Genomic DNA, 24,369 nt, shown 5'->3' with positions numbered 1-24,369 from the left:
CCGTTGGCGAGATGAGTATGTCCCGCAGTGAATCATGCAGAACCGACACCCCGGCTTCCACCGGATTCAGGCCGAGAAACCATGTCCGTCCGAAGCTGTCGGCGCCGCCCGGCGAACCCTTCTTCACGTACGCCGACTGTAGAGACCCGACAGGACCAGGGGTGAGCCACTGTCGGTGCCCGATTGTCCGCGGGCGCGGGGGGACCGATAGGTTTTCGGGGAAGCAGCCTGTCAACCCGGGTGTTCGGACAGGTCCTGAACCGCTACCGAAAGGGTGATCCGTTGAGCCGCTCGGTTCTCGTCACCGGAGGCAACCGGGGCATCGGCCTCGCCATCGCCCGCGCGTTCGCAGATGCCGGCGACAAGGTCGCCATCACATACCGTTCCGGTGAGCCGCCGGCAGGCTTCCTGGCCGTCAAGTGCGACATCACCGACACCGAGCAGGTGGAGCAGGCCTACAAGGAGATCGAGGCCGAGCACGGCCCGGTCGAGGTCCTCGTCGCCAACGCCGGTGTCACCAAGGACCAGCTCCTGATGCGTATGTCCGAGGAGGACTTCACGTCCGTCCTCGACACCAACCTGACCGGCACCTTCCGCGTCGTCAAGCGTGCCAACCGCGGCATGCTGCGCGCCAAGAAGGGCCGCGTCGTCCTGATCTCGTCGGTCGTCGGGCTGTACGGCTCGCCGGGGCAGGCCAACTACGCCGCCTCCAAAGCCGGCCTCGTCGGGTTCGCCCGGTCCCTCGCCCGTGAGCTGGGCTCGCGCAACATCACCTTCAACGTGGTCGCGCCCGGTTTCGTCGACACCGACATGACCAAGGTCCTCACCGACGAGCAGCGCAAGGGCATCGTCGCCCAGGTGCCGCTCGGCCGGTACGCGCAGCCGGAGGAGATCGCCGCGACGGTGCGGTTCCTCGCCTCGGACGACGCCTCGTACATCACTGGAGCCGTCATTCCCGTTGACGGCGGACTGGGAATGGGTCACTGATCACCATGAGCGGAATTCTCGAGGGCAAGCGCGTCCTGATCTCCGGTGTGCTGATGGAGTCGTCCATCGCCTTCCACGCCGCCAAACTGGCCCAGGAGCAGGGCGCCGAGATCATCCTGACCGCGTTCCCGCGGCCCACGCTGACCGAGCGCATCGCCAAGAAGCTTCCCAAGCCCACCAAGGTCCTGGAGCTCGACGTCACGAACGAGGAGCACCTGGGCCGTCTGGCCGACCTCGTCGGCGAGGAGCTCGGCGGCCTCGACGGCGTCGTCCACTCCATCGGCTTCGCACCGCAGGACGCCCTGGGCGGCAACTTCCTCAACACCCCGTTCGAGTCCGTGGCCACCGCCATGCACGTCTCGGCGTACTCCCTGAAGTCGCTCACCATGGCCTGCCTGCCGCTGATGCAGAACGGCGGCTCGGTCGTCGGCCTCACCTTCGACGCTCAGTACGCCTGGCCGCAGTACGACTGGATGGGCCCGGCCAAGGCCGCCCTGGAGGCCACCAGCCGCTACGTGGCGCGCGACCTGGGCAAGCAGAACATCCGCTGCAATCTCATCTCCGCGGGCCCGCTCGCCTCGATGGCCGCCAAGTCCATCCCGGGCTTCAGCGACCTGGCCGCCGTGTGGGACAACCGTTCCCCGCTGGAGTGGGACCTCAAGGACCCGGAGCCGGCCGGTCGCGGCATCGTCGCCCTGCTGAGCGACTGGTTCCCGAAGACCACCGGCGAGATCATCCACGTGGACGGTGGGCTGCACGCGATCGGCGCGTGACCGCTGCCGCTGCCGCCACAGGCTCGGCCGACATTTCGAGGGCCCGCGTTCCGTTCCGGCGCGGGCCTTCGGTATGCCGGTGCGCCGTCACCCGTTCGGCTCATCCGGCCGGGCGGGGGAGAGAGGTAACTGGGCACTCTGGATTACGCGTTCACCTCGCGTTCCCTCGCCGGCACAGCCGAGGAGGTTCCCCCTTGTGCGCCTGTCCCGCAGCTTCGCCCCGCTGCTCGTCGCCGCCGCTCTCATAGCCGGCCTTCCGTACGAAGCCGTTCCGCACGCGCGCGTGGAGGGACGACAACGCGTGGAGGGACGACAACAGGAGCGGCCCGAGCCCTTCGGCTCCACCTGCCACACCCGGGTCACCGGCTCCAAGGTGACCGCGTACTGCCACAACCCCTACGTGGCCGCCGACCGCGTACGTCTGCATATCGAGTGCGACCGCTGGTGGGACCTCGACAGCGACGGCTCATCGGTCGAGGCCGGGCCCGCGCAGACGGTACGGCTCACCGGCCGCTGCTGGAAGGAGGTCCGCTCCGTGTGGGTCAGCCACCAGAAGCGGACGCCCTGAGCCGGCACGCGAACGGATAGCCCGCCGCCTCCCTGGCGGCAGCCGCCGAGTCGCCCGCGCGGATCGCCTCGACGAGCGGGGCGTGGTCCACGTACGACCGGGGAGTCAGCTTCCCGCCCACGTCGTCGCGCAGCCAGTCCCGCAGCACCTCGCCCAGGTCCGCGTACATCGCCGTCATCACGTCGTTGTGGGACGCGGCCACCACCGCCATGTGCAGGCTCGCGTCGGCCGTCACGAACGCCTCCGCGTCGCCCGACGCCCAGGCCTCCTCCCGGCGCCCCAGAAGCGCGTCCAGTTGCCTGAGGTCGCGTTCGGTGCGCCGCAGGGCCGCCAGCTCGGCCGCGCCCGACTCCAGCGTGGACCGCAGCTCGGCGATGTGCCGGGGGTCCGCGTCGGCGAACCGGCGGTGCATCACACCGGCCAGCTCACTGGTCGCCGCTACGTAGGTGCCCGAGCCCTGGCGGATGTGCAGCAGCCCGTTGTGCGCGAGGGCCCGGACCGCCTCCCGGACAGTGTTCCGGGCCACTCCGAGCTGCGCGACCAGCTCGGGCTCGGTCGGGATGCGCGAGCCGACGGGCCACTCGCCCGAGGTGATCTGGTTCCGCAGTGCGGCGATGACCTGCTCGGACAGGGCCGATCGACGGGGGTGGCTCAGCGGCGGCATGGCACATCTTCGCACGGGGGAGTACAACCAATCATCCTATGATTCTATGCTGGGTTTCATGGTGAGCGACGAAACCCGGACGACGGCGTCCACGGCCCTGTCCGTACACAGCTCGACCGAGCCGGAGAAGGAGACAGTGGGACCACCCGCGCGCGCGTGGGTCACGCGGCTGGTCGTCGTCGGCATCGTGCTGTCCGCCCTCAACCTCCGACCCGCCATCACCAGCCTCGGCGCCCTCCTCGAAGAAGTGCGCGACGGACTCGGCATGAGCGGCACCGCGGCCGGAGTGCTCACCTCCGTACCCCCGTTCTGCTTCGCCCTCTTCGGCGTCATGGCACCGCGCCTGGCCCGTCGCTTCGGCGTCGGCGCGGTCGTCTGCGCGGGCATGGCCGCCATCGCCGCCGGCCTGGCGATCCGCCCCTGGACGGGCAGCGCGGCCGGCTTCCTGGCCGCCAGCGCGCTCGCCCTCATGGGTATCGCGGTGAGCAACGTCCTGATGCCGGTCGTCGTCAAACGCTGGTTCCCCGACCGGGTCGGTTCCATGACGGGCCTGTACTCAATGGCCCTCGCTCTCGGCACCGCCGCCGCGGCGGCGATCACCGTGCCCATGACCGAGGCGCTGGGCGGGAGTTGGCGGTCGGGACTGGCCGTCTGGGCGGTTCTCGCGGCGGCGGCCGTGGTGCCGTGGATCCCGCTGGTACGGGAACGGGGCGCGGGCGGGTCGAAGGGGGAGGCGCCCTCCGCGCGCGGGATGTCCGCCACGGGAAAGGGGGAAGGGGAGAGAGCCGGGGTACTGCGCATCACCCGGAGCCGTACCGCCTGGGCGCTCGCCGTGTTCTTCGGGCTCCAGGCCACCGCCGCCTACGTCACCATGGGCTGGATGGCGCAGATCTTCCGGGACGCGGGCGTCCCGGCCGCCACCGCCGGACTGCTGCTGGCCGTGACCATGGCGATGGGAGTGCCGCTCGCCTTCGTCATCCCGCGCGTCGCCACGCGCCTGCCCCGCCAGGGGCCCATCGTCGTCGTACTCGGCTGCTGCGGACTGCTCGGATACGCGGGCCTGTACATCGCGCCGGCCGGCGGCGCCTGGGCCTGGGCCGTACTGCTCGGCATCGCCAACTGCGCCTTCCCGTTGGCCCTCACGATGGTCGGGATGCGGGCCAGAACGGGCGCGGGCGTCGCCCAGCTGTCGGCCTTCGCCCAGAGCACCGGCTATCTGATCTCCATCCCCGGACCGCTCGTCGTCGGAGTTCTCTACCAGCACAGCGGTGGCTGGGGACTGCCGCTCGCGCTGATGGCCGGCCTGCTGCTGCCGCAGATGGTCGTGGGCGTACTGGCGGGACGTGATCGCACCGTGGAGGACGAGGCGGCGGCCCGCTGACCCGCCCCGCCAGGCGCAGACACCCCGGGAGTACGGGTGGGCGGGACGGATGCGAGACTGGCGATATGCCAGTGCTCGACCCGAACCCCCAGAACGGCCAGAAGAAGATGCTGCTCGTCTTCGGCTCGTTCTTCGCGATCTTCGTGATCATCGCCGTCATCGCGACGATCGCCTCACCGTGAGGACCGTTGGTGGGGGTATCCCCACCAACCCCTAGGGGGCGGGTCTCAGGGTCAAGTGGGTGGATCACCGGATGGGTTGAGGGCCGGGGATTCCGTAACTTCGAGGTGTGGCCGCGAGATGCCGGCCACGGACGGCTCGAAGACCCACGGAGGCATCATGTCGGCCACGCACTCCCGGCCCCTTCCGGCGACCACGCGTGGAGTCGACATACGGCTGCCGTGGTGGGCCCTGGCACTGCCGACTCTGGCGTTCGTCGCGCTGCTCGTACTGATGCTGAACCCGTCCGACGCACATGCTGCGACGGGGGACCCGGCCATCGCGCACATCCTTGAGCGGGCACGGGACCTGGTGACGCGTTGAGCGCCGGGAACACCTCATTCCCACCTGCGGAGCCGCACGTCAACTCCCTGCGCCCCATGGCGTATTTCGTGCGAAGCTGGGTGCCATGAGCGTCGCAGAACCTCGCAGGATCGTCCTCTTCCGGCATGCGAAAGCAGACTGGCCCCAGGTCGCCGACCACGAGCGGCCACTCGCCGATCGGGGCCGCAAGGACGCCGCCGTCGCCGGGCGCAGGCTGGCAGACACCGGCATCGCTTTCGACCTGGCTCTCTGCTCCACAGCCGCCCGGACCCGCGAGACCTGGAAACTCGCCGTCCAGGAGTTCCCGCAACGGCCGAAGACCGTCTACGAGGAGCGGATCTACGACGCCTCACCCGGCGAGCTCATCGCCCTGCTCAACGAAACCCCGGACGACACCCAGAACGTGGTCCTGATCGGCCACAACCCAGGAGTTCAGGCCCTCACCGACATCCTGGCCGGCGAGTCCGAGGGTGACCCCCGCGCAAGGCTGACCAAACGGGGCTTCCCGGCGGCGGCCTTCGCGACCCTCTCCTTCCCGGGCTCCTGGAAGGGCCTGGAACCGGGTACGGCAACGCTGCTCGACTTCTGGGCACCGACGGAATAGGTCCCGTCGGCGGCAGGCGGCACAGCATGTGCCGCCTGCTGTCTGCCGCCTACCGTCAACATCGGCGTCGGCGACGAAGCACAAACCCCACCGAAGAGTCGCCGCCCCGCGAGACTCCCAGCGGGCTACTCCTGCGTATCCGCCGCCTCGACCTCTTCCCGAGTGACCCCCAGCAGATACAGCACGGTGTCCAGGAAGGGGAAGTTCACCGCCGTGTGCGCGGCCTCCCGCACGACCGGCTTGGCGTTGAAGGCGACGCCGAGTCCCGCCGCGTTCAGCATGTCCAGGTCGTTCGCCCCGTCACCGATCGCCACGGTCTGATCCAGCGGCACCCCGGCCTCCGCCGCGAACCGCCGCAGCAGCCGGGCCTTGCCCGCCCGGTCCACGATCTCGCCGACGACCCTGCCCGTCAGCTTCCCGTCGACGATCTCCAACGTGTTGGCCTGGGCGAAGTCCAGCCCGAGCCGCTCCTTCAGATCATCCGTGACCTGGGTGAACCCACCCGAGACGACACCCACTTCGAAGCCGAGCCGCTTCAGCGTACGGATCAGCGTGCGCGCCCCCGGCGTGAGCCGGACCTCGCTGCGCACCTTGTCCACCACCGACGCGTCGAGCCCCTTGAGCAGCGCCACCCGTGCGTGCAGCGACTGCTCGAAGTCCAGTTCCCCGCGCATCGCGGCGGCGGTCACCTTGGCGACCTCGTCCTCGCATCCCGCGTGCGCGGCGAATAGCTCGATCACCTCGTCCTGGATGAGCGTCGAGTCCACATCCATGACGACCAGCCGCTGAGCCCGCCGGTGCAGCCCCGCCGCGACGACCGCGATATCGACACCGAGTGCCGCCGCGTCGGTGACCAGGGCGGTGCGCAGCAGCTCGGTCGCGACCCCGGAGACGGCGAACTCGACCGCCGTCACGGGGTACTTGGCGAGCCGGAAGATACGGTCGATGTTGCCGCCGGTCCTGGTGATCCGCGCGGCGATCGCGGCGGTCGACTCGGCGGTCAGCGGATGCCCGAGCACGGTCACCACCGAACGCCCGAGCCCGCGCGGCCGGTTGTCACCGAGCCCGGAGATGATCTCCGCCTGCATCTTCATGGACTCCGCCCAGCTGTGGACGGTGGACCGCAGATCGCCTTCGATACCGGCAGGCGGCTGCGTCACGAGCGCGCACAGCACCATGCGGCCACGCGTGACGACCTGCTCGATGTCGACGACGTCCACGGAGTAGGCGGCAAGCGTGTCGAACAGACCGGCGGTGATGCCCGGCCTGTCCTTGCCGAAGATTTTGACGAGAAGGGTGGGTACGTCAGCGGTCTGCGTAGCGTTCATGGTGTTTCCACCGTATCCGGCACCCAGTGCCTACCGCGCACGCGGTCCGCCTGACGGACGGGGAACAATACGTTTCGCGGGGGTGGCGAAGACCTTACGAGCAGGTCAGCGCCGTCCCTTGGGGGTGCGTGGCGGCGGGGGAGGAGGCGGCGGGGGCGGGGGAGGGGTCCGTTTCTCCGGCACGGATTCCGACGACCCCCCCCTGGGGCGTCCGGGCTGTCCGGGCCGTCGCGGCGGCGGCGAGAGCGGCCTGGCCATGGTGGGAAGGCCGTACATGTTCTCGGGCGGCTGCTCTCCCTCACTCGGACCACCCCCCTCACCCGAGCCCTGCTGGTCGCCCGCACCGCGGCCCGCGCCCGGACCGCTCCCCTCGCCGGAAATGTCCCGCCCGGGCGCGCCGCTGCTGTCGGGCGACCACGCCTCCGTACGCGGGGCACCGGGCGCCCAGCCACCCCCGTAGGGCTGCCCCGTCCCGGCCGGCCGCGCGTCCTCGGGCTCCCCACGCCCGTCGGGCAGCCGTAGATACGGATTGGTGTCACGGTTGGGCGGCCGGTACGACGAGCCGGGCGTGTACGGGCCGGAATACGGACCTGGTCCGGGGACCTGCTCAGGGTGAACCCCGTACCGCGCCTCCTCGGCCGCCGCACCCGGCACCCCGCTCGTCCCCACAGCCGTCGGCACCCCGCCCGGACCCGCCCACGCGTCACCCAGTGCCAACGGCACCGCCCGCCACCCCGCCGCCCCGCTCACGTACGCCAGCAGCGCGCCGGCGGCTCCCGCGAGCGCGCCCCACACCGCGCCCAGCAGCAGAGCCGCGACGAGTTGTCCGTGCAGTTCGATTCCGGCGCCGAACGCGTCGAAGCCCAGGACCGAGATCGAGGCGTCCACGGACACCTCCGCCAGCCAGGCGAACAGCGGCAGCGCCACCGCGGTCACCATCCCCAGCCGCAACGCGCACCGGCCGGCGAAACGCAGGGCGCCCGGATCCCGTACGGCGAGGGGTACCCGCCCGTCGACGCCGTCCGGGCCGACACCCCGGGCCAGCGGTGTCCGGGCCGCCGCCAGGATGCCCGCGAGCAGCATCATCAAGGCCGCCGCGACTCCCAGCAGCCACACCCGGCTGTCCAGCTCGGCCAGTCTGCCCAGGCTGACCGACTGGTCGTCCGCCGAGCTGAGGAGGCGGTCCAGGGGGTCCGGGAGGACGTTCACCAGCACCCCGGACGCACTTCCGTCGAACGGGACGAACAGGCCGATCGTGATACCCAGCCAGACCCCGTTGGGGGCGCCGAGCAGCGCCGCGCCCGCGATGCGCTTGGGATGGGCGTCGCCGATCGCCGCGTACGCGGCTGCCGCGAACCCCGCCGCCACCGCCACCAGCGCCACGGTGACCAGGGCGGACACCGCCGGCCGTACGACACGGTGGACCGCTTCCCAGCCGCGCGGCAGGGGAGTGCGGCGGGAGGCCAGGAGGGCGATCGTCAGGACTCCGGCCGCCCAGACCAGGCCCCCGAGCAGGGTGGGGAGCGTGTCGACGGTGAAGCCGACCGCCGCCTTCGCGTCGATCAGGTCGCCGACCCGGTCGGGCAGCAGACCACTGATGTCGCCGAGCCCGGGGACGTCGAGGCCCCCGCCCCCGTCACCTCCGCCGCCCGTGCCCGGCAGACTGTCGAGGCCCAGACTGCCTCCGTCGATGGTGATGAGGTCGTGCCCCGCCCAGGCCAGCCCGCCCAGAGTGGCCACGAAAAGGGCGATCACCGCGCCCGCGCGCGTGAGGAGTTCGGACAGCGAGATCACCACTCCCGCCCCGCGCAGGGAGCGTAGGAAGAACCATGACAGGAGCACCGCGCCCACCAGGCCGACGCCCAGTGGCGTGATCTCGACGGCGGTCGCCGCCTGGGCCCCTTCCAGGCCGAAGGCCGACACGTCACCGGACGGTGTGACCGAACCACCCGCCCCAAGTGCCACAACCGCCGCGGTCATCGGCCCGAGCGAGGCCGTGGAATCCGCCTCCAGCAGATGCAGACCGAGCGCCGCGGTGCCCGCCATTCCGATCAACGCCCAGCTCACAGAGGCGATCGCGGAGAGCAGTACGTCTCCCCACGGCAGCCTCCCGCCCTGCCCGGCGGTCTCGATGCCCATCGTCAGCCCCCGATCCGCGCGGCGGCGGTCCACCCCGCGTGTCCCCCTCGCGTGGGATTACCACTCTCCGGGCCGGTTTCCACGCCGTCAACGGCGCGTCGCTGTCCGCTTCCACGCCCCGTCCGCAAGGCCCGACTTTCGGTCAGGGGGCTGAGCCTGAAATAGTTCCCCCCGATGTTCGACATCCCTAGACTCCCCGTGTTGGGGCAATTTCGGGGGACAACTCAGTGGGGCGCGGAGTGCCGGAACTCGTACTGGAATTGAACGAACGGACCTGGACGCTCGATTCGTCCAGGCCATACGCCCTCGGGCGTGATCCGCAGGGGGACATCGTGCTCGACGACGCCAGGGTCTCCTGGCGGCACGCCACGATCAGCTGGGGCGGCCGGAGCTGGGTCATCGAGGACCACGGCAGCACCAACGGCACCTTCGTGCAGGGGCAGCGGATCCACCAGATGGAGATCGGGCCGGGCTCGGCCGTCCATCTCGGCAACGCGACCGACGGCCCGCGTCTGAACCTCTCCAGCAGTGCCGCCTCGGTCGCGACGCCGCAGGTGGCGGAGGCTAAGCAACAGCCGTTCGCGGCCCAGGGCGCGAGCCCCTCCTGGGCGCAGCCGCCCCAGCACGAGGCGCCGGAACAGAGCTGGCCGGGGCCCCAGCACGCGTCCGCACCGCCTCAGAGCGCCGGGGCGCCGCCGGTGTACGGCGACCGCAGCCCGACCACCTTCCACCAGCTCCACCTCGGCCGGGTGATGCGCATCGGCCGCGCCCTGGAGAACGAACTGGTCGTCTCCGACCTCCAGGTCTCCCGCAACCACGCGGAGTTCCACGCGACGCCCGACGGCCGCTTCGAGATCCACGACCTGGGCTCGCACAACGGTACGTACGTCAACGGCATGCCGATCGCCAAGGGCGGCACCGCGCTGCTCGGCCCGAACGACATCGTCGGCGTCGGCCACTCCACGTTCCGCCTGGTCGGCGATCACCTCGAGGAGTTCGTCGACACCGGCGAGATCTCCTTCTCGGCCCGCCATCTGACGGTCACCGTGGACGGCGGCAAGCAGATCCTCAAGGACGTCTCCTTCGGTGTCCCGGAGAAGTCGCTGATCGCGGTCATCGGCCCGTCCGGCTCCGGCAAGTCGACGCTCCTCAAGGCGCTCACGGGCTACCGGCCCGCCAACCAGGGCGACGTCCTCTACGACAACCGCAACCTGTACAAGCAGTTCGCCGAGCTGCGCCAGCGCATCGGTCTGGTCCCGCAGGACGACATCCTGCACAAGGAACTGACCGTCAAGAAGGCCCTCAAGTACGCGGCCAAACTGCGCTTCCCCGCCGACACCACGACGGAGGAGCGCGAGCACCGCATAGGCGAGGTGCTGCGCGAGCTCAAGCTCGACATCCACAAGGAGAAGAAGGTCACCTCCCTCTCCGGCGGCCAGCGCAAGCGCGTCTCGGTGGCCCTGGAACTGCTCACCAAGCCGTCGCTGATCTTCCTGGACGAGCCGACCTCCGGCCTCGACCCGGGCATGGACCGTGACGTCATGCAGCTGCTGCGCGGCCTCGCCGACGACGGCCGTACGGTCCTGGTCGTCACGCACTCCGTGGCCGAACTGGCGATCTGCGACAAACTCCTGGTGATGGCGCCGGGCGGCTCGGTCGCCTACTTCGGCCCGCCCGAGGAGGCCCTGAACTTCTTCGGCTACGACACCTGGGCCGACGTCTTCTCCTCCTTCGAGAACTACCGCGACTACGACTGGGCGGGCCGCTGGAAGGGCTCGCAGCACTACCAGATGTACGCCGCGGACATCGACGCCGTCGCCCCGCAGTCCGTGGACATGCCCGCCGCACAGGCCATGCGCCCGCCCAAGCCGCAGGGCTGGGGCTCACAGCTGATGACCCTGATCCGGCGATACGTGACGGTCATCGTCTCCGACAAGGGCTTCCTGGCGCTGACGGTGATCCTGCCCGCGGTGCTCGGCGCGGTGAGCCTGCTCATCGACCCGGACAAGACCCTGCTGCCGGGCAAGGTGGGCAGGAACGGCCTCAACATCCCGAACGGCACGGCCACCACCGTCCTCCTCATCCTCGCGGTCGGTGCCTGCTTCGCCGGCGCCGCCAACTCCGTCCGCGAGCTGATCAAGGAACGGGTCATCTACGAACGGGAGCGTGCGACCGGCCTGTCGCGCTCCGCGTATCTGATGTCCAAGGTGATCGTCCTCGGCTTCATCACGGTCCTGCAGGGCCTCATGGTCGGCGCGATCGGTTTCTCCAGCCGCACGATCCCGGACGAGGGCCTGGTCTTCGGCAAGTTCGTGCTGCTCGAACTCTCCGTCCCGATCATGGCGCTCGGCTTCTCGTCGATGATGTTCGGGCTGGTCATCTCCTCGCTGGTGAAGACCTCCGAGAAGACGATGCCGCTGCTCGTCATGTTCGCGATCATCCAGGTCGTGTTCACCGGCTGCCTGTTCATCCTGCACGGCAACATCGGCGTCAACGAGTTCTCGTACCTGATGCCCTCCCGCTGGGCGGTCGCCGCCGCGGGCGCCACGCTCGACTTCAACAAGATCAGCCCGAACGTCGACGATCCCGGCAGCACGGACCCTCTCTGGGACCACACGGCCATGGCCTGGGGCATCGACATGGTCGCCCTGATCGCCATCGGCGTGGTCTGCGGCTTCTTCGTGGCCCGCTTCCTGCGCCGCCACGAGCCCGAGGTCATGCGCAAGTGATCAAGGCCGTACGACGGTGAAGGGCGGCACCCCGGTGGGGGTGCCGCCCTTTTCGCCTGTGGGTACGAGTCAGAGGTCCGCGCAGGCCTCAGTACGCGCCGTTGACGTTGTCGATCGAGCCGTACTTGTCGGCCGCGTAGTTGGCGGCGGCCGTGATGTTGGCGACCGGGTCGTAGATGCTCGTCGACGTACCGGAGACGTGGTACGCGTTGAAGGTCGGCTGGATGACCTGGAGCAGACCGATCGACGGGGTGCCGTTCTGGGCGTTGACGTCCCAGCCGTTGATGGCGTTCGGGTTGCCCGTCGACTCCCGCATGATGTTGCGGTACAGGCCGTTGTAGGAGCCCGGGATGCCCTTGTTCCCCATGATGTCGAGGGCCTCGCGGATCCAGCCGTCGAGGTTGTTGCCGTACGTCTTCGTGGCGGCCTTCTTGAGCGCGGCGCGCTTGGCGGACCGGCTCGCGGCCTCCTTCGCCTTGCGCTCCTTCGCGGCCTTGGCCGCGGCCTTCTTCTTCGCGGCGGCCTTCGCCGCGGCCTTCTTGGCGGCAGCCGCGTCGGCGGCCTTCTTCGCGGCGGCGGCCTCGGCCTTCACGGTCGCGCCGGCCAGCTGGTCGGTGACGCTCGCCTTCACGTCCTTGACCTGCTCCTGGCTGAACACCACAGGGGCGGCGGAGGTGGCCTCCGAGGTGGTCTGCGAGCTGCCCGGCGCAAGGGTGAACGCGAGGGCGGCGGAGGCGAGCGTGGCGGCACCGGCGATCGCGAGCCTGCGGGTCCTGGCGGACATACGACTATGACCAGGAGTGGCGGTGTTCTTGGACATGGCGGATGGACCTCTTCGAATAGCGCGGATGTCGCTCGGTGCCCGGGGACAGGCGTGCTTCCGGCACAAACGCCGCGGGCGGAACCCGCGGCGCTGAGCGACGGCTGCCATTCTTAGCGGCCGCAAAATGATGTGGCAAAGGTGTGACGTACTACGAGGGGTAGTGGACTCGGGAAGGGCAAAACGGGACAGACCGGAGCGTCTTTCCCGCTCACCGGGTGGACGTTTGTCTCCTATGGTCGCTAGTAAGTGATGTGGGTCCTATGTGCGGGGTCACATCGGCCGAGCACCCGTCTCACCATTAGTTGCGGGAGCAATGCTCAGCGTGAGGAGCCTGGCTCAAGCCTCCTCCGGAAGAAGGAGATGCACGTCCCCGAACTCGTGCCACAGGTACCGCTCGCGCAGCGCCTCCTCGTACCCACGGCCGACAGCCGCCCGCCCCGCGACCGCCTCCAGCATCAGCAGATGCGACGCCTCCGGCTCGTGCAGCCCCGTCAGCAGCCCGTCCACGACCCGCACCCCACGCTCGGGCGTCACCACCAGGTCGGTCCATCCCTCGGCCGCCCGGACCGCGCCGTCCGGCCCCGCCGCGGACTCCACGGCCCGTACAGCCGTCGTACCGACCGCCACGACCCGTCCGTCCCCGGCCCGCACGGCGTTGATCAGCCGCGCCGAGGCCTCCGGCACCGCGAACCGCTCCGGATACGGCGGCTCGTGCGCCTCCGCCGACGCGACCCCCGTGTGCAGCCTGACGGGCGCGAACTGCACACCCCGGCTCACCAGCTCCGCCACCAGCCGCGCGGTGAACGGCCGCGCGGCACTCGGCATCTCCGCGCTGCCCGTCCCGTCGCGGGACGGCAGCGCGAACACCGTCTGATAGACGGACAGCGGCTGATCGCGCTCCGTATAGGAGTAACGAATGGGGCGCCCGTGCCCCCGCAGAAGAGACAGCACCCGCCCGGTCACCCGGGCCCACCACAGCCGGGTGGCGCACACGCTCAACGGTTCCTCGAGAACCAGCCCAGCACCCCCGGGCAGCCGCACAGCCGTCCCCGAGGCGCCCGCACGCGCGCGCGTGGTGCCCGTCCCGTCTGGATCCCGCAGCTCGACGGCCCACCGCCCGTCGTCCCCGCGCGTCGAGAAATGCACCACCACGCGCGCGTGCCCTATCCACCCGTCCATGGCGGCGGCCAGCGTCGGCGACGTGTTGACGACGAGCAGATCCCCGGCTCGCAGCTGCCGGGGCAGCTCGTCGAACCCGTGATGCGACACCGCGGTCCCCCGCGACACGAGCAGCCGTACGGCGTCCCGGTCCAGCCCTGGACCCCGCTGCTCGGCCGGCACCCGCGCCGACAACTCCTCCGGCACCTGTACGGCGAGTGTCATCGCCCCTCCGACAGGGAGAACGCCGCGTACCGCCCACTCGCGGGCCGCTCGTCCAGCAGCCGCAGAAAGGCGGGCACGACACTGCCGGGATCCGGACGTGGATCGGCATCGTCAGGCACGGCTGCCGCGTACAGGTCCGTCCCCATGTCACCGGGGTCGACCGCCCAGACCCGCACCCCCGGCTCCTCCTCCCCGAGCACCGCCGCCAACCGGTCGAGGGCCGCCTTGGACGCCCCGTAGCCACCCCACGTCTCGTACGCCTCCGCCGCCGCGTCCGAACTGACGGCGATAACCGTTCCGGCCGCGGACTCCCGCAGCGACGGCAGTGCCTCCTGGACCAGGCCCAGCGCGGCCACCACGTTCACCTCCAGCGCCCGCCGCAACCCCTCCAGGGGCAGCCCCTCCAGCCGTACGAGGGGTTCGGCGCCCAACGCGCTCGCGTTGCTCACCAGGAGATCGACGCCGCCCAGCTTCCGTGCCGCCGACACCAGCCCGGCACGGTGACTCGCGTCCGTGACATCACCGGGAAGGGCCTCCACCCGCACGCCGTGCGCGGCGAGCGCCTCGGCGGTGGCATGCAGGACCTCCGGGGTCCTGGCGTCAAGTACGAGATCCCAGCCCCGTTGGGCGAGCGCCGAGGCCAGTGCCCGCCCCAGTCCCTTGGAAGCCCCTGTGATGATCGCTACCGGCATGACGCTCGTCCCCTCGTCCTCGGCCGCCGATGATCGGCGGTGCGTCCAACGTAGGAACGGAACGGTCCCGGCCGCCTCGTCCAGGGGCCGCAATGCGTGAGGTCCTTCGCCCTAGGTCCTTCGGACCAGGCAGGGGCGCCACAGGGCGGATACGCACTGTCACACCCGCCGGTACCGTGAGGGCATGAGTCAAGGACCACGGTCCGGCCTGGCCGCGGTGAGCGCCGCGCTGCTGGCCATGAGCAGGCATCTGGAGGTGCGTGACGTCCTCAAGACGATCGTCGCCTCCGCCAGAGAGCTGCTCGACGCGCAGTACGCGGCGCTGGGGGTCCCGGACGACCACGGCGGCTTCGCCCAGTTCGTGGTCGACGGTGTCAGCGACGCCCAGTGGAAGGCCATCGGCCCGCTGCCACGCCAGCACGGCATCCTCGCCGCGATGCTGCGCGAGGCCCGCCCCCAGCGCCTGGCGGACGTCCGCGAGGACCCGCGCTTCGAGGGCTGGCCGTCCGCCCACCCCGACATGTCCGACTTCCTGGGCCTGCCGATCCGGGACGGCGACGAGGTGCTGGGGGCACTTTTCCTGGCCAACAAGAACTGTCCGAAACCGTTCGGCGGCTGCGGCTTCACCGAGGACGACGAAGACCTCCTCGCCATCCTGGCCCAGCACGCGGCGATCGCCCTGACCAACGCCCGCCTCTACGAGCGCAGCCGCGAACTGACCATCGCCGAGGAGCGCTCCCGCCTCGCCCACGAACTGCACGACGCGGTCAGCCAGAAGCTGTTCTCCCTGCGCCTGACCGCCCAGGCCGCCGCCACCCTCGTGGACCGCGACCCAGCCCGTGCCAAGGGCGAGCTGCAGCAGGTGGCCGCGCTCGCCGCCGAGGCCGCCGACGAACTGCGCGCGGCGGTCGTGGAGCTGCGCCCCACGGCCCTGGACGAGGACGGTTTGATCGCCACGCTCCGTACCCACATCCAGGTCCTCGACCGCGCGCACTCCGCGCGCGTGACCTTCGACAGCCGCGGGGTCCGCGCCCTGCCGGCCTCACAGGAGGAGGCACTGCTGCGGGTCGCCCAGGAGGCCCTGCACAACGCGCTGCGGCACTCCGGAGCAGCCCGCGTGGAGGTGACCCTGGCGAAACGCGGCCAGGGCGCCGCCCTGCGCGTCACCGATGACGGCAGTGGCTTCGACCCGACGGCTGTCCGCAGCGCCGGACGCCACCTCGGCCTGGTCTCCATGCGGGACCGGGCGAGCGGGGTCGGCGGCCGGCTGGACGTGGAATCGGCGCCCGGAAAGGGCACCACGATCGAGATGGAGGTCCCCGGTGGCTGACGCGATCAGGGTGCTGCTCGTCGACGACCACCAGGTGGTCCGCCGGGGCCTGCGCACGTTCCTCGAAGTGCAGGACGACATCGAGGTGGTGGGCGAGGCGTCGGACGGTGCCGAGGGAGTCGACCGTGCGGAGGAACTGAAACCCGACGTCGTCCTCATGGACGTCAAGATGCCGGGCATGGATGGCGTCGAGGCACTGCGCAGACTCCGCGAACTCGACAACCCCGCGCGCGTGCTGATCGTCACGAGCTTCACCGAGCAGCGCACCGTGGTCCCCGCACTGCGTGCGGGCGCCGCCGGATACGTGTACAAGGACATCGACCCGGACGCCCTCGCCGGCGCCATCCGTTCCGTGCACGCCGGGCACATCCTGCTCCAGCCCGAGGTGGCTGATGCGCTACTGAGCCAGGAGGAGACGCACTCGGGCCAGGGGAGGAGCGGTTCGCTCACCGAGCGGGAGCGGGAGGTGCTGACCCTGATCGCGGACGGCCGCTCGAACCGGGAGATAGCCCGTGCCCTGGTGCTGTCCGAGAAGACGGTCAAGACGCATGTCTCGAACATCCTGATGAAACTCGATCTGGCGGACCGTACACAGGCGGCGTTGTGGGCGGTACGTCATGGTGTGGTCGGATGACCGGCAACTCGGAACGTTCCCTTCCGGGCTGAGATTCATACCGTCGTGGGAATGTCCCCCGGATGGCGCATCCTTCGTGGATCTCCGGCGTTCTTCAGTGCGTGCCGCGGCGACCTGCCGCGGTGAACGCAAAGGGAGGGCTCAGACATGAAGAACCTGAAGAAGGCCGCTGCTGTGACGATGGTGGCGGGCAGCCTGGTCGCCGCCGGTGCCGGTTTCGCCTCGGCCACGGAAGGCTCGCACGCCAACGGCCAGGCCGTGGGCTCGCCGGGCGTCGTCTCGGGCAACCTCATCCAGGCCCCGGTGCACATCCCGGTGAACGCGGTGGGCAACAGCGTCAACGTCATCGGCGTGCTGAACCCCGCCTTCGGCAACCTCGGCCTCAACCACTGAGGACCGAGCCGCCGAAGCACTGAGGTGCTGAGGTCCTGACCTCCGGCCTCCCGGGTACGCCCGGGAGGCCGGTCGGACGCGGCGGATTGCCTCAAACGGGCACTCTGCCTTCGGAGTCCGTGTCGCCCGGTACCTCTCCCGCGTTGCGCAGCGCACGACCCGCGGTCGGGTCGCCAAGCAACCGCAGGAGGACGTTTCCCATGAACATCGCCAAGAAGGCCGCCGTGGCCGTCACCATCGCCGGTGCCGCCGCGGGCGCGGCTGCCGGCGTCGCCGTCGCCGACGCGGGTGCCCACGGTGTGACCGCGAAGTCGCCCGGCGTGGGGTCGGGCAACCTCGGCCAGGTCCCCGTGCACGTCCCGGTCAACGTGGTCGGCGACAGCGTCAACGTCATCGGCCTCCTGAACCCGGCCTTCGGCAACAACGGCGTGAACGACTGACATCACGACACCAGAGAGCCCCGCGAACGAGCAGATGGTTCGCGGGGCTTCTGGCTTGCGCGGGGCGGTATCTCTTCAGCGCGGGCCTGCACCATCCAGCCCGTCCGGCGTTTGAGGACAAGGCCCGTTCAGGGCCGTAGGGGGGTCTGGGGGCGCAGCCCCCAGCAACGCCCACCCCAGCCGAACCGCACCGCACGGCACCCCACAACAAACCTCACCGCACCCCCCGCTCCTCCACAACGGAGTTGTACGCCGCGACCTGCGCCCGCCGGGCCGTCCGCTCCACCGGCCGCAACGCCTCCGCCCGCGCCGCGATCTCCGAGGCGCTCACCGCCCCGCCGGGCCCGTTCTCGGACGCCACCGAGATCAGCAGCCCCACCCGCTGCGCCAGCTCCAGCACCCGTACCGCCCGAGGCGGATACCCCGGCGCCAGCACCTCGCGCCCCCGCTCCGCCCGCGCCCGGTACGCGTCGACCGCCGCCTCCGCGATCGGCCCGGAACCGGCGACGTCCAGCTGCGACAACACAGCCGTCGCGTCCCGCAGTGCCTCCGCCAGCTCGCGCTCGGCCTCCCCGAGGGACGGCACGTCGGCGGGCGGCGCCTCACGTACCGGCAGGCAGTGCCAGACGACCTCGATGTGCACGTCCCCGGCCGGCCCGGCCTCGTACACCTCCGGCACCAGCCCCAGCGCGGCGTCCTCGCAGATCACCGCCTCCTCCGCTTCCAGCGCCCGCGCGTTGAACTCGGGGGGCCCGCTCAGCCCGAGCGGATGCCCCGGCGCGGGCAGCGCGATCCGCAGCCCGGACGCACCGAGCGTCCGCAGCCGTCCCAGCGCGAGCGTGAGACCGACGGGCGCCGACTCACCGGGCAGCCCCTCGACCCGGTGCACCGCGTCCTCCCCGACGATGGCCACTACCGCGTCGTCCGGCGAAACAAGTCCGGCCAACAGGGCATTTCCCCATGCGGCCAGTCGTCCTGAGCGTGGTTCCGAAAGCATGCCCCCACCCTAAGGACCGACCGAGGGGCGGGACCGGCCGACCAGTGGCGTAGATTTCGTGGGGGGCTGCGCCCACAGGCGCACACGAACGCGAGACTGGCCGACACTGCAAGGGGAGACAACCCGCTCATGAGCGATGTTCTGGAGCTGGAGGACGTATCCGTGGTCCGCGAGGGCCGGGCTCTGGTGGACCAGGTCTCCTGGTCGGTCAAAGAGGGCGAACGCTGGGTCATCCTCGGCCCGAACGGCGCCGGGAAGACAACCCTCCTGAACCTCGCTTCCAGCTACCTCTTCCCCAGCCACGGCACCGCCACCATCCTCGGCGAGACCCTCGGCAAGGTCGACGTCTTCGACCTGCGCCCGCGCATCGGCATGGCAGGCATCGCCATGGCCGACAAGCTGCCCAAGCGCCAGACCGTGCTCCAGACGGTGCTGACCGCCGCGTACGGCATGACGGCCGGCTGGCAGGAGGAGTACGAGGACATCGACGAACAGCGCGCCCGCGCCTTCCTCGACCGCCTCGGCATGAGCGACTACCTCGAACGTCGCTTCGGCACCCTCTCCGAGGGCGAGCGTAAGCGCACCCTCATCGCCCGCGCCCTGATGACCGACCCCGAGCTGCTGCTCCTCGACGAGCCCGCCGCAGGCCTCGACCTCGGTGGTCGCGAGGACCTCGTACGCCGTCTCGGCCGGCTCGCTCGCGACCCGATCGCACCCTCCATGATCATGGTCACGCACCATGTCGAGGAGATCGCCCCGGGCTTCACCCACGTCCTGATGATCCGTCAGGGCAAGGTGCTCGCCGCCGGTCCCCTGGAGCTCGAACTCACCTCCCGCAACCTGTCGATGTGCTTCGGCCTCCCCCTCGTCGTCGAGCAGGTCGGCGAACGCTGGACCGCCCAGGGTCTGTCGATGTCCTGACGGCACACCCCGTTTCGCGGGAACCACCTTGTAGAACAACTGGAAGAAGCCTGTGCCAAGTTGATCGGCGCCCTGTCGGTGACCAGGCCCGCGGACCTACCATGACGATGTGAACGACATCGACGCGTGGGTGTGGTGGCTCGTCGGCGCGGTGGCGCTGGGTATCCCGCTCGTGGTGACCGCGATGCCGGAACTGGGCATGCTCGCCGTGGGCGCGCTGGCGGCTGCCGGCGCGGCCGGACTGGGCGGCGGAATCGTCGTCCAGGTGCTCGTGTTCGCCGTCGTGTCGACCGCGCTCATCGCCGTCGTACGGCCCATCGCGACCCGGCACCGCGCCGACCGGCCCCAACTCCTTTCCGGAATCGACGCGTTGAAGGGCAAACAGGCCGTCGTCCTGGAACGCGTCGACGGCTCCGACGGCCGGATCAAGCTCGCCGGTGAGGTCTGGTCGGCCCGCGCCCTCGACCCCCAACTCGCTTACGAAGTAGGCCAGGAGGTGGACGTCGTCGAGATCGAGGGAGCCACGGCGATCGTCATGTGACCTCGCCCGACGCGTAAGTGGACGGAACGTCCACGGGGCAGCCGACGGTCTGTCACACTCCACGATGAAGATCTTCAACAAGCAAGATCTTCAACAGGCATACGATCTTTCCGTAAGCGCCAAGGCGGAGAAGGGATACGGGGATCCACGATGGAACCCATCATCATCGTCCTGATCATTCTGGTGGTGTTGGTCTTCATCGCCCTGATCAAGACCATCCAGGTCATCCCACAGGCCAGCGCCGCCATCGTCGAACGGTTCGGCCGCTACACGCGGACACTCAACGCGGGCCTGAACATCGTCGTCCCGTTCATCGACACCATCCGCAACCGCATCGACCTCCGCGAACAGGTCGTGCCGTTCCCGCCGCAGCCGGTGATCACCCAGGACAACCTGGTCGTCAACATCGACACCGTCATCTACTACCAGGTGACGGACGCGCGGGCGGCGACGTACGAGGTCGCGAGCTACATCCAGGCCATCGAGCAGCTCACCGTCACCACACTCCGCAACATCATCGGTGGCATGGACCTGGAGCGGACCCTGACCTCCCGCGAGGAGATCAACGCGGCCCTGCGCGGAGTCCTCGACGAGGCCACCGGCAAGTGGGGCATCCGCGTCAACCGCGTCGAGCTGAAGGCGATCGAGCCCCCGACCTCCATCCAGGACTCGATGGAGAAGCAGATGCGCGCCGACCGTGACAAGCGCGCCGCGATCCTCACCGCCGAAGGTATCCGCCAGTCCCAGATCCTCACGGCGGAAGGTGAGAAGCAGTCCTCGATCCTGCGCGCCGAAGGTGAGGCCAAGGCCGCCGCCCTGCGCGCCGAGGGCGAGGCCCAGGCCGTCCGTACGGTCTTCGAGGCCATCCACGCCGGTGACCCGGACCAGAAGCTCCTCGCCTACCAGTACCTCCAGATGCTCCCGAAGATCGCCCAGGGCGACGCCAACAAGCTCTGGATCGTCCCCAGCGAAATCGGCGACGCACTCAAGGGCCTGTCCGGCGCCATGGGCAACCTCAACTTCGGCGGCGGTTCGGGCGGCGGAGACAATCAGGGCGGGGGCACCGAACGCCGAGAAAAGCCGTCAATCACAGACTGACGGCTTTGAGGAACCCCGCGCCTCAAAGGGGCGCGGGGCTGTGTCGATTTGCGGCTCCGCCGCGTGGGCGCGACAAGCCACAACGAGCCCGCAGCAGGCGAACTACCAGTGGACCTCGGAAAGGTCCCACCCGCACCAACTACGCCGCGGGCTGCACCAACCACTCCGGCAGCGCGTCGAACTCCCCCTGCCCCAAGGACAGCAGCATCGCGTCCGCTGGCGAAGGCTCGAACGGCAGCCGCAACAGCGGCATCCCTGCCTGTTCCGGAGTCCGGGCCGCCTTACGGTGGTTGTCCTCCGCGCACGACGCGACGGTGTTCAGCCAGGAGTCCTGCCCACCCTGCGCGCGCGGCACCACATGGTCCACGGTCGTCGCCCGACGACCGCAGTACGCGCACCGGTGCCGGTCCCGGACCAGCACGCCCCGCCTCGACCACGGAGCTTGTCTTCGGAACGGCACCCGGACATAACGGCAGAGCCTGATCACACGCGGCGCGGGTATGTCGACCGCCGCTCCACGCATACGGATCTCGGGGTGGGCCTGCTCGACAACAGCCTTGTCCTGCAGCACCAGAACGACGGCCCGGTTCAACGTCACCGTCGACAGTGGCTCGAAGCTCGCGTTCAGTACCAGCGTGTCCCGCATCCAGCCCACCTCCTCTGCTCACAGGCCCACCGCATGGCGGGCTTGGATCAACTCTGGCCGGGCACGCCGAGATGGACAACGCAATAAAAATGCCCGCCTCTGATCACTTCCAAGACCAGAGGCGGGCAAACGTGCAATGAACGTCAGTCTTCGGCGGGAACCTCGTACTCACCGACGAGTTGGGAGCGCGCGATCGCGTGGAACCGCAGATTGAAACCGACGACCGCGGGCGACGCGTCCGCGTCCGGACCCAGCTTCTCCTGATCCACGGCGTACACCGTGAACACATAGCGGTGCGGACCGTCCCCGGCCGGCGGCGCCGCACCGCCGAAGTCCCGTGTGCCGTAGTCGTTGCGCACCTGGACGACACCCTCGGGCAGCCCCTCGAACTTGCCGCTGCCCGCACCCGCCGCCAACTCGGTCACCGAGGCCGGGATGTCGAAGGCGACCCAGTGCCAGAACCCGCTGCCCGTAGGCGCGTCGGGGTCGTAGCAGGTCACGGCGAAACTCCTGGTCTCCGCCGGGAACCCCTCCCACCGCAGCTGCGGCGAGGTGTTGCCGGACGCGTAGACCTGAGCGTCCTTGAGCGTCGCCCCCGCCTCGACATCCTCACTAGTGACCGTGAACGACGGCACGGGAGGATGGAAGTCGTGCGGCAGCGGCGGCCTCTTGAACTCGGTCACCTCGGTACCTCCTGGTGGGATGAGTCGGATCCGTATCCGTCTCGGACGCTACTAGAACCAGCTGCGCTTGCTGCCGACCTCGGCCAGCCACTGGTTCAGGTACGCGGCCCAGTCAGTGCCCTGGTAGTCGTGCTGGCCCACCTGGAACGACCGGAAGGTGTCGCTGCCCTCACTGAACAGACCCGGCTTCTTGTCCATCTCCAGGACGACGTCCATCGAGTGCTCGTCGGCGACGAAGGTCAACTCGACCTGGTTGAGGCCCCGGTACTGCGCCGGCGGGAAGAACTCGACCTCCTGGTAGAAGGGAAGCTTCTGCCGCGTACCGCGAACGTGACCGCGCTCCAGGTCCGCACTCTTGAAACGGAAGCCCAACTGGAGAAAGGCGTCCAGGATCGCCTTCTGCGCGGGCAACGGGTGCACGTTGATGGGGTCCAGGTCACCGGAGTCGACGGCACGTGCGATCGCCAGCTCGGTGGTCACCCCGATGTTCATCCCACGCAGCGCCTGACCGTCGATCATCGTGACCGGTGTCTCCCAGGGGATCTCCAGCCCGAACGGCACGACGTGCACGGCACCGGCCTGAACCTCGAAGGCACCGCCCAGCCGCACCTTCGTGAACTCGATGTCCTGCTTGTACTCCTGATCGCCGCCCTCGACCTCGACCTTGGCCTGGAGTCCGACGGACAGCCCTTCGATCTGCTGGTTGACGGAACCGCCCTGGATCCGCACCTCACCCTGGACGACACCGCCCGGAACGACGTTGACCTCTGTCAACACCGTCTCGACCGAAGCCCCACCGGCACCCAGGCTCGCGAGCAGCTTCTTGAACGCCATGTCTCTCCTTCTCCAGCGATCCTTGCGATCCCTTGATCCTTAGAAACGCGATCCGGCCGTGGCCGGTTCCGTCCTCACCCTGGCAAGGCGGACGCTTCCTGGCCACCCCGTTCGCCGAGACACACCTGTATTACGCTCGGACGGCATGATCGCGCCCGCTGACCGTACGCCCCTCCCCAGGGAGTTCTTCGACCGGCCGGTACTGGAGGTCGCCCCCGACCTGTTGGGCCGCGTCCTCGTACGCACCACCCCGGACGGTCCGATCGAACTGCGCCTCACAGAGGTGGAGGCGTACGACGGCGCGAACGACCCCGGCTCCCACGCCTATCGAGGCCCCACACCCCGCAACAGCGTGATGTTCGGTCCGCCCGGACATGTGTACGTCTACTTCACCTACGGCATGTGGCACTGCATGAACCTGGTGTGCGGCCCCGAGGGCGTGGCGAGCGGGATTCTCCTGCGGGCCGGCGAGATCATCGAGGGCGCCGAACTCGCCCGCAAACGTCGACTTTCAGCCCGAAACGACAAAGAACTGGCCAAAGGGCCGGCCCGCCTGGCCACAGCCCTGGGCGTCGACAGGGCCCTCGACGGTACGGACGCCTGCGCCTCCGGGATCTCGCCGATCACGGTCCTGACCGGCACCCCGGTCAGCTCCGAGCAGGTGAGCAGTGGTCCACGCACCGGTGTCGCCGGCGACGGGGGTGTCCACCCCTGGCGCTTCTGGATCACCAACGACCCAACGGTGAGCCCTTATCGAGCTCATGCGCCCCGTCGCCGCTCAACTTGACGGGCCCTTGGGGGGTACGTAGTGTAGTCCGAGCCGCTTGACCCGGGTACGGCGATCGCCTGCAGCCGGAAGTGGCCAACCCACTACCTTCGACTCCCTCTCAGCGGGGGCGATTTCGGTGTGCCTGCACACCGAATTGCGAACCCGCGGAACTCGATTATGAGTTACCGAGGGAAGCGGCTAACGTAGTGAATGTCGAAAGGCAGACGGGCGAAAGCCGGAAAGCTTAAGGCAATCCCGCTGACAGGGAATCGGATCGAAAAACGGTCTGGTAGAGTCGGTAACGCAAGACCGAAGGGAAACTGCCCGGAGGAAAGCCCGAGAGGGTGAGTACGAAGGAAGCGTCCGTTCCTTGAGAACTCAACAGCGTGCCAAAAATCAACGCCAAGTTTGTTGATACCCCGGCTCACAGGCTTTGTCTGTGGGTTGAGGTTCCTTTGAAGTAGTAAAC

General features: G+C 69.5%; 26 protein-coding genes. 16 read left to right on the top strand and 10 right to left on the bottom strand.

Annotated features, from left to right (window positions below):
• The first annotated feature begins 282 nt into the window (after positions 1-282).
• The 3 genes from fabG to G3I56_RS26080 all read left to right on the top strand — a co-directional run bounded on the left by fabG (position 283) and on the right by G3I56_RS26080 (position 2,328).
• Positions 283-987 carry a 3-oxoacyl-[acyl-carrier-protein] reductase gene (gene fabG, locus G3I56_RS26090; protein ID WP_164412988.1) on the top strand — a complete coding sequence of 235 codons (705 nt, stop codon included), beginning with the start codon at positions 283-285 and terminating at the stop codon, positions 985-987.
• A gap of 5 nt (positions 988-992) precedes the next feature.
• A complete protein-coding gene (fabI, locus tag G3I56_RS26085) occupies positions 993-1,760 on the top strand; it encodes an enoyl-ACP reductase FabI (protein WP_164412987.1) in 768 nt (255 codons plus the stop codon).
• Between the two features lie 196 nt (positions 1,761-1,956).
• Positions 1,957-2,328, top strand: a complete 372-nt coding sequence (locus tag G3I56_RS26080; protein ID WP_164412985.1) for a hypothetical protein — start codon at positions 1,957-1,959, stop codon at positions 2,326-2,328.
• On the opposite strand, the gene G3I56_RS26075 is transcribed toward G3I56_RS26080, so the two are convergent.
• Positions 2,303-2,992 (bottom strand): FadR/GntR family transcriptional regulator, encoded by a 690-nt coding sequence (locus G3I56_RS26075; RefSeq protein ID WP_164412983.1) that lies wholly within the window; start codon positions 2,990-2,992, stop codon positions 2,303-2,305. The genes G3I56_RS26080 and G3I56_RS26075 overlap by 26 nt on opposite strands.
• Before the next feature lie 46 nt (positions 2,993-3,038).
• On the opposite strand from G3I56_RS26075, the gene G3I56_RS26070 reads away from it, so the two are divergent.
• The 4 genes from G3I56_RS26070 to G3I56_RS26060 all read left to right on the top strand — a co-directional run bounded on the left by G3I56_RS26070 (position 3,039) and on the right by G3I56_RS26060 (position 5,520).
• Complete coding sequence (locus G3I56_RS26070) at positions 3,039-4,373, top strand: MFS transporter (RefSeq protein WP_164412981.1); 1,335 nt, start codon at positions 3,039-3,041, stop codon at positions 4,371-4,373.
• Between the two features lie 65 nt (positions 4,374-4,438).
• The gene (locus tag G3I56_RS44795) at positions 4,439-4,555 is read left to right on the top strand and encodes an SGM_5486 family transporter-associated protein (protein ID WP_105974872.1); all 117 of its coding nucleotides are present in this window, start codon (positions 4,439-4,441) and stop codon (positions 4,553-4,555) included.
• A gap of 157 nt (positions 4,556-4,712) precedes the next feature.
• A complete protein-coding gene (locus tag G3I56_RS26065; protein ID WP_203690705.1) occupies positions 4,713-4,916 on the top strand; it encodes a hypothetical protein in 204 nt (67 codons plus the stop codon).
• An 85-nt stretch (positions 4,917-5,001) separates the two neighbouring features.
• Entirely contained in the window at positions 5,002-5,520 is a 519-nt protein-coding gene (locus G3I56_RS26060; protein ID WP_164412979.1) for a histidine phosphatase family protein, read from the top strand.
• A 125-nt stretch (positions 5,521-5,645) separates the two neighbouring features.
• On the opposite strand, the gene serB is transcribed toward G3I56_RS26060, so the two are convergent.
• Positions 5,646-6,848, bottom strand: coding sequence for a phosphoserine phosphatase SerB (gene serB, locus G3I56_RS26055; protein WP_164412978.1), 1,203 nt, complete (start codon positions 6,846-6,848; stop codon positions 5,646-5,648).
• Between the two features lie 105 nt (positions 6,849-6,953).
• Positions 6,954-8,987: a streptophobe family protein gene (locus tag G3I56_RS26050; RefSeq protein ID WP_164412976.1), complete on the bottom strand. Its 2,034-nt coding sequence runs from the start codon at positions 8,985-8,987 to the stop codon at positions 6,954-6,956.
• A 239-nt stretch (positions 8,988-9,226) separates the two neighbouring features.
• Here G3I56_RS26050 and G3I56_RS26045 point away from each other — a divergent pair, with 239 nt between their 5' ends.
• Positions 9,227-11,716 carry an FHA domain-containing protein gene (locus G3I56_RS26045; RefSeq protein WP_164412974.1) on the top strand — a complete coding sequence of 830 codons (2,490 nt, stop codon included), beginning with the start codon at positions 9,227-9,229 and terminating at the stop codon, positions 11,714-11,716.
• 88 nt (positions 11,717-11,804) lie between these two features.
• Here the strand turns inward: G3I56_RS26045 and G3I56_RS26040 are convergent, their stop codons facing one another.
• The 3 genes from G3I56_RS26040 to G3I56_RS26030 all read right to left on the bottom strand — a co-directional run bounded on the left by G3I56_RS26040 (position 11,805) and on the right by G3I56_RS26030 (position 14,614).
• Entirely contained in the window at positions 11,805-12,536 is a 732-nt protein-coding gene (locus G3I56_RS26040; RefSeq protein WP_164412972.1) for a transglycosylase SLT domain-containing protein, read from the bottom strand.
• Positions 12,537-12,875: 339 nt separating this feature from the next.
• Entirely contained in the window at positions 12,876-13,922 is a 1,047-nt protein-coding gene (locus G3I56_RS26035; RefSeq protein ID WP_164412970.1) for an S-adenosylmethionine:tRNA ribosyltransferase-isomerase, read from the bottom strand.
• Positions 13,919-14,614: an SDR family NAD(P)-dependent oxidoreductase gene (locus G3I56_RS26030; protein ID WP_164412968.1), complete on the bottom strand. Its 696-nt coding sequence runs from the start codon at positions 14,612-14,614 to the stop codon at positions 13,919-13,921. The genes G3I56_RS26035 and G3I56_RS26030 overlap by 4 nt, the downstream gene beginning before the upstream one ends.
• A gap of 184 nt (positions 14,615-14,798) precedes the next feature.
• Between G3I56_RS26030 and G3I56_RS26025 the strand changes: the two genes are divergently transcribed.
• The 4 genes from G3I56_RS26025 (at position 14,799) to G3I56_RS26010 (ending at position 17,411) form a co-directional block, all read left to right on the top strand.
• Entirely contained in the window at positions 14,799-15,944 is a 1,146-nt protein-coding gene (locus G3I56_RS26025) for a GAF domain-containing sensor histidine kinase (protein ID WP_164412966.1), read from the top strand.
• The gene (locus tag G3I56_RS26020) at positions 15,937-16,578 is read left to right on the top strand and encodes a response regulator transcription factor (protein WP_164412964.1); all 642 of its coding nucleotides are present in this window, start codon (positions 15,937-15,939) and stop codon (positions 16,576-16,578) included. Before G3I56_RS26025 ends, G3I56_RS26020 begins: the two co-directional genes overlap by 8 nt.
• Positions 16,579-16,725: 147 nt before the next feature.
• Complete coding sequence (gene chpE, locus G3I56_RS26015; RefSeq protein ID WP_164412962.1) at positions 16,726-16,971, top strand: chaplin ChpE; 246 nt, start codon at positions 16,726-16,728, stop codon at positions 16,969-16,971.
• Positions 16,972-17,171: 200 nt separating this feature from the next.
• Positions 17,172-17,411: a chaplin gene (locus tag G3I56_RS26010; protein WP_164412960.1), complete on the top strand. Its 240-nt coding sequence runs from the start codon at positions 17,172-17,174 to the stop codon at positions 17,409-17,411.
• 214 nt (positions 17,412-17,625) lie between these two features.
• Here G3I56_RS26010 and G3I56_RS26005 read toward each other — a convergent pair whose 3' ends face one another.
• On the bottom strand, positions 17,626-18,408 hold the full coding sequence (locus G3I56_RS26005; protein ID WP_164412958.1) for a hypothetical protein: 783 nt from the start codon (positions 18,406-18,408) through the stop codon (positions 17,626-17,628).
• A 129-nt stretch (positions 18,409-18,537) separates the two neighbouring features.
• Between G3I56_RS26005 and G3I56_RS26000 the strand changes: the two genes are divergently transcribed.
• The 3 genes from G3I56_RS26000 to G3I56_RS25990 all read left to right on the top strand — a co-directional run bounded on the left by G3I56_RS26000 (position 18,538) and on the right by G3I56_RS25990 (position 20,968).
• Positions 18,538-19,329, top strand: a complete 792-nt coding sequence (locus G3I56_RS26000) for an ABC transporter ATP-binding protein (protein ID WP_164412956.1) — start codon at positions 18,538-18,540, stop codon at positions 19,327-19,329.
• Between the two features lie 109 nt (positions 19,330-19,438).
• A complete protein-coding gene (locus tag G3I56_RS25995) occupies positions 19,439-19,870 on the top strand; it encodes an NfeD family protein (RefSeq protein ID WP_164412954.1) in 432 nt (143 codons plus the stop codon).
• A 150-nt stretch (positions 19,871-20,020) separates the two neighbouring features.
• Positions 20,021-20,968: an SPFH domain-containing protein gene (locus G3I56_RS25990; protein WP_164412952.1), complete on the top strand. Its 948-nt coding sequence runs from the start codon at positions 20,021-20,023 to the stop codon at positions 20,966-20,968.
• Between the two features lie 139 nt (positions 20,969-21,107).
• Here the strand turns inward: G3I56_RS25990 and G3I56_RS25985 are convergent, their stop codons facing one another.
• The 3 genes from G3I56_RS25985 to G3I56_RS25975 all read right to left on the bottom strand — a co-directional run bounded on the left by G3I56_RS25985 (position 21,108) and on the right by G3I56_RS25975 (position 23,131).
• A complete protein-coding gene (locus tag G3I56_RS25985; RefSeq protein ID WP_164412951.1) occupies positions 21,108-21,614 on the bottom strand; it encodes an HNH endonuclease in 507 nt (168 codons plus the stop codon).
• 143 nt (positions 21,615-21,757) lie between these two features.
• Positions 21,758-22,297, bottom strand: a complete 540-nt coding sequence (locus G3I56_RS25980) for a YbhB/YbcL family Raf kinase inhibitor-like protein (RefSeq protein WP_164412949.1) — start codon at positions 22,295-22,297, stop codon at positions 21,758-21,760.
• Positions 22,298-22,348: 51 nt separating this feature from the next.
• On the bottom strand, positions 22,349-23,131 hold the full coding sequence (locus tag G3I56_RS25975) for a sporulation protein (RefSeq protein ID WP_164412947.1): 783 nt from the start codon (positions 23,129-23,131) through the stop codon (positions 22,349-22,351).
• Positions 23,132-23,276: 145 nt separating this feature from the next.
• Between G3I56_RS25975 and G3I56_RS25970 the strand changes: the two genes are divergently transcribed.
• Positions 23,277-23,918 carry a DNA-3-methyladenine glycosylase gene (locus G3I56_RS25970; protein ID WP_164412945.1) on the top strand — a complete coding sequence of 214 codons (642 nt, stop codon included), beginning with the start codon at positions 23,277-23,279 and terminating at the stop codon, positions 23,916-23,918.
• The last annotated feature ends 451 nt before the right edge of the window (positions 23,919-24,369 follow it).

Source organism: Streptomyces sp. SID12488, from assembly GCF_010548275.1.
Classification (GTDB): Bacteria; Actinomycetota; Actinomycetes; order Streptomycetales; family Streptomycetaceae; genus Streptomyces.
The sequence above is the reverse complement of the archived record's forward strand: the minus strand, read 5'-3'. Positions and strand labels throughout refer to the sequence as shown.

Bases quoted from the DNA above. Each gene is read 5' to 3' on its own strand.
- G3I56_RS25990 (WP_164412952.1), top strand. From the start codon at position 20,021: ATGGAACCCATCATCATCGTCCTGATCATTCTGGTGGTGTTGGTCTTC.
- G3I56_RS26005 (WP_164412958.1), bottom strand. From the start codon at position 18,408: ATGCTTTCGGAACCACGCTCAGGACGACTGGCCGCATGGGGAAATGCC.
- G3I56_RS25970 (WP_164412945.1), top strand. From the start codon at position 23,277: ATGATCGCGCCCGCTGACCGTACGCCCCTCCCCAGGGAGTTCTTCGAC.
- chpE (WP_164412962.1), top strand. From the start codon at position 16,726: ATGAAGAACCTGAAGAAGGCCGCTGCTGTGACGATGGTGGCGGGCAGC.
- G3I56_RS26065 (WP_203690705.1), top strand. From the start codon at position 4,713: ATGTCGGCCACGCACTCCCGGCCCCTTCCGGCGACCACGCGTGGAGTC.
- G3I56_RS25975 (WP_164412947.1), bottom strand. From the start codon at position 23,131: ATGGCGTTCAAGAAGCTGCTCGCGAGCCTGGGTGCCGGTGGGGCTTCG.
- G3I56_RS26030 (WP_164412968.1), bottom strand. From the start codon at position 14,614: ATGCCGGTAGCGATCATCACAGGGGCTTCCAAGGGACTGGGGCGGGCA.
- G3I56_RS44795 (WP_105974872.1), top strand. From the start codon at position 4,439: ATGCCAGTGCTCGACCCGAACCCCCAGAACGGCCAGAAGAAGATGCTG.
- G3I56_RS26000 (WP_164412956.1), top strand. From the start codon at position 18,538: ATGAGCGATGTTCTGGAGCTGGAGGACGTATCCGTGGTCCGCGAGGGC.
- G3I56_RS26060 (WP_164412979.1), top strand. From the start codon at position 5,002: ATGAGCGTCGCAGAACCTCGCAGGATCGTCCTCTTCCGGCATGCGAAA.
- serB (WP_164412978.1), bottom strand. From the start codon at position 6,848: ATGAACGCTACGCAGACCGCTGACGTACCCACCCTTCTCGTCAAAATC.
- G3I56_RS26035 (WP_164412970.1), bottom strand. From the start codon at position 13,922: ATGACACTCGCCGTACAGGTGCCGGAGGAGTTGTCGGCGCGGGTGCCG.
- G3I56_RS25985 (WP_164412951.1), bottom strand. From the start codon at position 21,614: ATGCGGGACACGCTGGTACTGAACGCGAGCTTCGAGCCACTGTCGACG.
- G3I56_RS26010 (WP_164412960.1), top strand. From the start codon at position 17,172: ATGAACATCGCCAAGAAGGCCGCCGTGGCCGTCACCATCGCCGGTGCC.
- fabI (WP_164412987.1), top strand. From the start codon at position 993: ATGAGCGGAATTCTCGAGGGCAAGCGCGTCCTGATCTCCGGTGTGCTG.
- G3I56_RS26025 (WP_164412966.1), top strand. From the start codon at position 14,799: ATGAGTCAAGGACCACGGTCCGGCCTGGCCGCGGTGAGCGCCGCGCTG.
- G3I56_RS26040 (WP_164412972.1), bottom strand. From the start codon at position 12,536: ATGTCCAAGAACACCGCCACTCCTGGTCATAGTCGTATGTCCGCCAGG.
- G3I56_RS26070 (WP_164412981.1), top strand. From the start codon at position 3,039: ATGCTGGGTTTCATGGTGAGCGACGAAACCCGGACGACGGCGTCCACG.
- G3I56_RS26075 (WP_164412983.1), bottom strand. From the start codon at position 2,992: ATGCCGCCGCTGAGCCACCCCCGTCGATCGGCCCTGTCCGAGCAGGTC.
- G3I56_RS26050 (WP_164412976.1), bottom strand. From the start codon at position 8,987: ATGGGCATCGAGACCGCCGGGCAGGGCGGGAGGCTGCCGTGGGGAGAC.